Source organism: Streptomyces sp. SID14478, assembly GCF_010548525.1.
Classification (GTDB): domain Bacteria; phylum Actinomycetota; class Actinomycetes; order Streptomycetales; family Streptomycetaceae; genus Streptomyces.
Genome location: NZ_JAAGMG010000681.1, coordinates 1 through 5,951, shown reverse-complemented (window position 1 = coordinate 5,951; position 5,951 = coordinate 1). Strand labels below are relative to the sequence as shown.

At 73.4% G+C, this 5,951-nt stretch carries 7 protein-coding genes and 1 pseudogene; 6 read left to right on the top strand and 2 right to left on the bottom strand.

Annotation, left to right across the window (positions count from 1 at the left end; genetic code table 11):
* Positions 1 to 626: MFS transporter (locus G3I40_RS22650; RefSeq protein ID WP_164303971.1), on the top strand; the 626-nt coding region annotated here is incomplete at its 5' end.
* Positions 627 to 843: 217 nt separating this feature from the next.
* Complete coding sequence (locus G3I40_RS22645) at positions 844 to 1,647, top strand: SAM-dependent methyltransferase (RefSeq protein ID WP_164303970.1); 804 nt, start codon at positions 844 to 846, stop codon at positions 1,645 to 1,647.
* A 16-nt stretch (positions 1,648 to 1,663) separates the two neighbouring features.
* On the opposite strand, the gene G3I40_RS22640 is transcribed toward G3I40_RS22645, so the two are convergent.
* Entirely contained in the window at positions 1,664 to 2,743 is a 1,080-nt protein-coding gene (locus G3I40_RS22640; RefSeq protein WP_164303969.1) for a GNAT family N-acetyltransferase, read from the bottom strand.
* 177 nt (positions 2,744 to 2,920) lie between these two features.
* Between G3I40_RS22640 and G3I40_RS22635 the strand changes: the two genes are divergently transcribed.
* Complete coding sequence (locus G3I40_RS22635; protein ID WP_164303968.1) at positions 2,921 to 3,259, top strand: DoxX family protein; 339 nt, start codon at positions 2,921 to 2,923, stop codon at positions 3,257 to 3,259.
* Positions 3,260 to 3,314: 55 nt separating this feature from the next.
* Here the strand turns inward: G3I40_RS22635 and G3I40_RS22630 are convergent, their stop codons facing one another.
* Positions 3,315 to 3,896: a GNAT family N-acetyltransferase gene (locus G3I40_RS22630; protein ID WP_164303967.1), complete on the bottom strand. Its 582-nt coding sequence runs from the start codon at positions 3,894 to 3,896 to the stop codon at positions 3,315 to 3,317.
* 180 nt (positions 3,897 to 4,076) lie between these two features.
* Here G3I40_RS22630 and G3I40_RS22625 point away from each other — a divergent pair, with 180 nt between their 5' ends.
* From G3I40_RS22625 to G3I40_RS22615, 3 genes and pseudogenes are all read left to right on the top strand, one after another.
* Positions 4,077 to 5,000: a sugar kinase gene (locus tag G3I40_RS22625; protein ID WP_343245001.1), complete on the top strand. Its 924-nt coding sequence runs from the start codon at positions 4,077 to 4,079 to the stop codon at positions 4,998 to 5,000.
* A gap of 4 nt (positions 5,001 to 5,004) precedes the next feature.
* Positions 5,005 to 5,751 (top strand): IclR family transcriptional regulator, encoded by a 747-nt coding sequence (locus G3I40_RS48170; RefSeq protein ID WP_164303966.1) that lies wholly within the window; start codon positions 5,005 to 5,007, stop codon positions 5,749 to 5,751.
* Positions 5,739 to 5,951: pseudogene (locus G3I40_RS22615) on the top strand (2-dehydro-3-deoxyphosphogluconate aldolase); the annotation flags it as partial. The gene G3I40_RS48170 and the pseudogene G3I40_RS22615, both read left to right, overlap by 13 nt.

The following is a 5,951-nucleotide window of genomic DNA, read 5'->3' as shown; positions in this document are numbered from 1 at the left end:
CCCGCCCGGCGGACGCCACCGCGGCCGGGGAGCGGGGCGCCGGGCCCGCGCCCCGGATGCGCGCGCTCCTCGCCGCCAACGTGATCTACGTCTTCTGCCTCAACGTCCCCGAGATCGCGCTCCCCCTCGTCCTGGTGACCCAGCTCCACGCCTCCTCGGCGTGGCCGGCGGCCGTCTTCGTGGCGAACACGGTGCTGGTGGTCACCCTGCAGGTACCGGTCACCGTCCTGCTGTCCCGCTTCCCGCGGCGGGCGGTGCTGGCCCTCTCCGGCGTCGTGCTTGCCGCGTCCTACCTCGGGTTCCTCGCGGCCACCTCGCTGGGGCACGGCTGGGTCGCACCGGCCGTCGCCGCGGTGTCCGTGGTCTGCACGGTCGGCGAGATCCTCTACGCCGGCAGCGCCACCGCCCTCGTCACCGCGCTCGCCCCGCCCCACGTCCTGGGACGCGCCCTCGCCCGCTTCCAGCTCTCCACCGGCTTCGGCCTCGCCGTCTCCCCCGCGGTCATCACCGCACTCGCACCCCACGGACCCGCCGCCCTGTGGGGCAGCCTCACCGCCTCGACCCTCCTGTCCGCCTCGGCCGTCGCCACCGAGAAGGACAAAAGGCGGGCTACGGCCACCGTTTGACGACCTTCGCCGGGGAGTCCGGGGCCGGCCACACCTGGATACGGGCCGCTGCCCAGGGCGGCCGGGCCGCCCTGGGGCCCGTAGGAAGCGCCGCGCCGTCGCTGGTCCCCGCCCCGCGAGATCGACATCGTCGCGGTGGCACCGCAAGCACCCTTACGCTTCAGCCCTGTTGGCACACTTGACCGAGTCGTGGGCTCGGTGCCGGAGGGAGCGCAGCGTGAGGCAGGACGAATCGGGTGCCGTGGTGATCGACACCAGCAAGCCGCACCCCGCGCGGATCTACGACTACCTGCTGGGCGGCAAGAACAACTACCCGGTGGACCAGGAAGCCGGTGAGCGGCTGATCGCCGCGGCGCCCGAGGCGCGGATCGGGGTGCGGGCGAACCGGGCGTTCATGGAGCGCGCCGTGCGCTATGCCGTGGGGCAGGGGGTGCGCCAAGTGCTGGACATCGGGGCCGGGTTGCCCACTGCGCCCCATGTGCACGAGCTCGCCGAGCAGGTCACGTCGCAGGCCGTGCGCGTCGCCTACGTCGACAACGACCCGATCGTGAAGGCCCACGGGGACGCCCTGCTCAGCCGCGCCGGGACGACCGGCATCGTCCTCGGTGACGTACGGGACCCGCGGAGCGTCACCGGGAGCCCCGAGGTGCGCCGGCTCATCGACTTCGACGAGCCGGTGGTGCTGCTGCTCGTCGCGGTGCTGCACTTCCTCACCGAGGCGGACGAACCGGCCCGTGTCGTCGCCGAGTTGCGCGACGCGCTGCCCGCCGGGAGCTATCTGGTGCTGTCGCACGCCACGGGCGACTTCGCCGATCGCAGCGCCGCCGAGGCCGGGTACAGCAGCAAGGCCTCCGCGTCCCTCAACCTCCGGTCCAAGGGCGAGGTGGAGCGGTTCTTCGACGGGTTCGAGCTGGTGGAGCCGGGGCTCGCCCAGGTCTCGTACTGGCGGCCCGACTCCCCGCCGCCCGCGGCGGAGGCGACGATCGGGTTCTACGGGGGTGTGGCCCGCAAGACCGGGTGAGGCGCCGGCGCCCCCGTCACTTGCGCAGGGAACCCGCCGTCTTCAGCAGCCGGTCCGCCCGCTCCCGCAGCTCCGGATGCGCGTTGACCGTGTTGCGCAGCCCCCGCACGGGCCGCCGCCACAGCCGGTGCGCCGTCGCCACGGGGTGGGCGTGGCGGGCCGCGAAGCCCTCGGAGACGCGCAGTTCACGGGTCTTGAGCCAGTCCTTGTACTCCTTCTCGCCGCGCCCCCAGTCCATGAGGCGGATGCCCTGCCGGCCGGCCGCCTCGACCATGCGCAGGTGCATCAGCAGGCCGGGTGAGTAGTAGCTGAACTCGGGGTCGTACGCGGTGAACCAGGCCGCGAAGACCGTGCGGGAGGTCGGGCCGAAGTGGGCCGCCACCGGGCGGTCGCCCGCGTAGACGACCGAGAGGACGCCGTTGAAGTGGTCCTCGCGGACGTGGAAGAGGTGCTCGGCGAGGGCGACGATCCAGGGGCGGGCGAAGCGGTCCATCCGGCCCGTCCTGCGGTACTGGGCCGACTTCCACGTCATGAGCCGGCGCAGGACCTCGGGGTCGCGCTCGTCGTAGACGAAGCGCATCTCCCCGACGTTGCGGGTCAGGCGGCGCTCCTTCTTCAAGGTCGTCTTCGCCTGGCCGGGGTAGGCCGCGCGCAGCCACTCCTCGTACGAGTCGTGGCCGCCGTCCTTCAGGTCGAGCACCGGTGACGCGAAGGTGCCGGTGACGTACCGGCTGAAGGGTTTCTGCTCCTCCACGAGGTGGTCGAACTCGAAGACCGCCAGGCCGCAGGCGCGCAGCAGTTCCTGCGCGTCCCAGCCGATCCCGGGCCTGTGCACCAGCGCCTGGCAGTCCGACAGTCCCAGGCCGATGGCGCGGCCCACGCCCAACGGGCCTTTCTCGTACGGGAAGAAGCCGACCGGTTCGCCGCCCTCGTGCAGCACCGCCACCTGCGCACGCCCCCGGTGTCTGCCGACGGCGGTCGCGAACTCCGGTGCCAGGAAAGGATTCTGGTAGTCCGGCGACTGGTCCATCGTCTCGTGCCAGGCCCCGCGGAGCGCGGTGCTCAGCTCCTCGGGTCTGCAGGTCGTGATCTTCACCTGAGGACGCCCCCCTGTTCCCCCATGGGGCTCAAAGGTCGCGAAACAGTACGCACGCTGTCAAGAGTGCTTCCCTCAGGATCAGTTCGGGGCTGCGTGTCACATTCGTGCGGGGGCGCGGGTCAGTCAGGCAGCGGATCACTTCCGCCCGACAAAACGCCTGCTGAGGAGTGCCCGATGTCTGTCGCCCACACCGTCGTCACCGTTGTCGCCGCCGTCATGGCCGGTTTCTCCGCCTACTCCGTCTTCGCCCGCGCCGAGTGGGCCGTCAAGCCGATGGCCGACTACGGGGTGCCCGCCTCGTGGACACCGTGGCTCGGCACCGCCAAGGCCGCGGGCGCCGTCGGCCTGCTCGTCGGGCTCGCCGTGCCCGCCGTCGGCGTCGCGGCCGCGATCGGCCTCGTCCTGTACTTCGCCGGGGCCGTGATCACCGTGGTGCGGGCGCGCTGGTTCTCCCACGTGCCGTTTCCGCTGGTGTACGCGGCCCCGGTGGTCGCCGCGCTCGTCCTGTCCTAGGACCTGTCGTCAGACCCCCGTCCGCCCCGCGACGCCCGGCACGCGCTCTCGTGGTTCACGCCTCCTGGATACGGGCGTGGATGTGCATGTCGTGCCAGCCGTCCGTGTGCAGCACCGAGCTGCGGGCCGTGCCCTCCAGGTCGTAGCCGGACTTGAGGGCCACCCGGCACGAGGCCTCGTTGCGGGTCGAGTGCTTCAGGTCCAGGCGGTGGAAGCCCGCCGCGAGCGCCCACTGCGTGAGCGCGGCCAGCGCCCTGGGGGCCACGCCCCGGCCGCGGGCGGCGGGCAGCACCCAGTAGCCGATCTCCGCGACGCCGTCGGCGAGGATCATCTCGCGCAGCGCCATCCGACCCAGCGGCTCGCCGTCGGCGGCCCCGGTCACGAACCACTGCGCGGCCGTCTCGGTGCGCCAGGTCTCGTGCGTCCCCTCGATCCAGCCGAGGGCCTCTTGCGGGGAGTCCATGCGGCGCGCGTGCCAGTAGCGCAGGGTCGGGTCCTGGAAGGCCGCGTGGACGGCGGCGGCGTCGCCCGGCTCCAAAGGGCGCAGCAGCAGGTCGCCGTCGGCGGTTGCCAGGGTCGGCTGGGGGACGGCGGACAGCGTGCCCGGCGCGATGACGGGCGAGGTCTCGATCGGCATGATCCGCATCATGGCCGCACCCCGCCCGCCCGCGCACCCGATTAGACGCGACCGGGGCGCCGGTCACCGCCGATCCGACCCATCTGACCAGCGCGTACGCCAGCTGTTGCAGCATGTGCACGGTCGTTGCGCGGGGTTTGTTACCGTCCCCGGGACACCTACCGGAGGGACACGATCACCGTGCAACGGCACCGGACCGTCGCCGTCTGTCTCGGCGAGACGATGGCGCAGGTCACCCCCGCCGACGGGGAAGGGCTGGAGCGCAGCCGGGAGCTGCGGCTCGCCGTGGCGGGCGCGGAGTCGACCGTCGCGCAGTACCTCGCCGACCTCGGGCACGGGGCGGCCTGGGTGAGCCGGGTCGGGGACGACCCGTTCGGGCGGCGGATCGTGGCGGCGGTCGCCTCGCGCGGCGTGGACGTGAGCGGCGTACGCACCGATGCGCAGGCGCCGACCGGCGTCTACTTCAAGGACCCGGGACCCGACGGCACCCGCGTGCACTACTACCGCAGCGGGTCGGCGGCCTCCCGGATGTCGGCCGCCGACGCCGACCTCGTCGACCTGACCGGCGCCCGCCTGCTGCACCTGACGGGGATCACCCCCGCCCTGTCCGAGGGGTGCGCCGCGCTCGTCAGGACGCTGCTCGACCGGGCACACGACGCCGGCACGCTCGTGTCGTTCGACGTCAACTACCGCCCTGCGCTCTGGGGTTCGCGCGACGAGGCGGCGAACATGCTGGACGGGCTCGCCCGCCGCGCCGACCTCGTGCTCGTCGGCCGCGACGAGGCCGAGGCCCTGTGGTCCACCCCGACCGCCGACGACGTCCGCGACCACCTCGCCCCGCGCGGCACCCTCGTCGTGAAGGACGGCTCCATCGGCGCGACCGAATTCACCGACGGGGCACGGGAGTTCGTGGCGGCGCCCGCCGTGGACGTCGTCGAGGCCGTCGGCGCCGGGGACGCCTTCGCCGCCGGGTATCTCGGCGGCGTGCTCAGCGGGGCGACGGCCCGCGAGCGGCTCGCGCTCGGGCACCGGCTGGCCGGGCGGACCCTGCGCAGCATCGAGGACTACGTGCCCGCCGTCGCGCCGGCCCCGGAAGGGACGTGACGTCGTGTCGCAGACCGTGCGGCGGGCCATCGACATCCTGGAGTTCGTCGCCCGCAAGCCCCGCACCCAGACCGAGGTCGGCGAGCACCTGGGCGTGCACCGGTCGACGGCGCTGCGCATCCTGGAGTCGCTCGCCGAGGGCGGTCTCGCGCGCCGCCTGCCCGACGGGCGGTACGCGGTCGGGTACCGGCTGGCCGGGCTCGCCCACCTCGCCCGGGAACAGTTCGGGCTGGCCGACGTGGCGGGCGAGGGGCTGCGCGCGCTCGGCGAGCGGTGCGGGCACACCGTGCACCTCGCCGCGCTGGAAGGCGACCGGATCGTGTACGTCGACAAGGTCGACCCGGTGGACGGGGTGCGGCTGTACGCGCAGATCGGCCGCCCGGTGACGCTGCACACCGCCGGCGTCGCCAAGGCGATCCTCGCGCACCTGCCGCGCGAACGCGCCGCCGCACTCCTCGCCAGCTGCGGCTTCGAGCGGCACACCGACGCGACGCTCACCGACGCCGCCGCCTACCGCGAGGCCCTCGACGCGGCACGCGCGCGGGGCTGGGCCGTCGACGACGGCGAGTACGAGGACTACGTGAACTGTGTCGCGGTCCCCGTGCGGGACAGCACCGGCGAGGTGATCGCCGCGGTGTCCGTGACCGCGCTCAAGGCGAGGGCGGATCTGCCCGCCCTCGAAACCGAGGTGCTGCCCGACCTGGTGGCCACCGCTGAGACGATCTCCAAGGAGCTGGGATGGCGTCCGTGACCGTAACGTTCGAGGAGCTGTTCGCGGGGGTGCCCGTGATGGCGATCCTGCGCGGCATGCCCGCCGACAAGTCCGTCGAACTCGCCGTACGCGCCTGGGACCTGGGCATCGAGTGCGTCGAGGTGCCGGTGCAGACCGAGGAGGCGGCGCAGGTGCTGCGCGCCGTCGTGGCCGCCGGGGCGGAGCGCGGGAAGCCGGTG

Bases quoted from the DNA above. Each gene is read 5' to 3' on its own strand.
- G3I40_RS22630 (WP_164303967.1), bottom strand. From the start codon at position 3,896: ATGCCGATCGAGACCTCGCCCGTCATCGCGCCGGGCACGCTGTCCGCC.
- G3I40_RS22635 (WP_164303968.1), top strand. From the start codon at position 2,921: ATGTCTGTCGCCCACACCGTCGTCACCGTTGTCGCCGCCGTCATGGCC.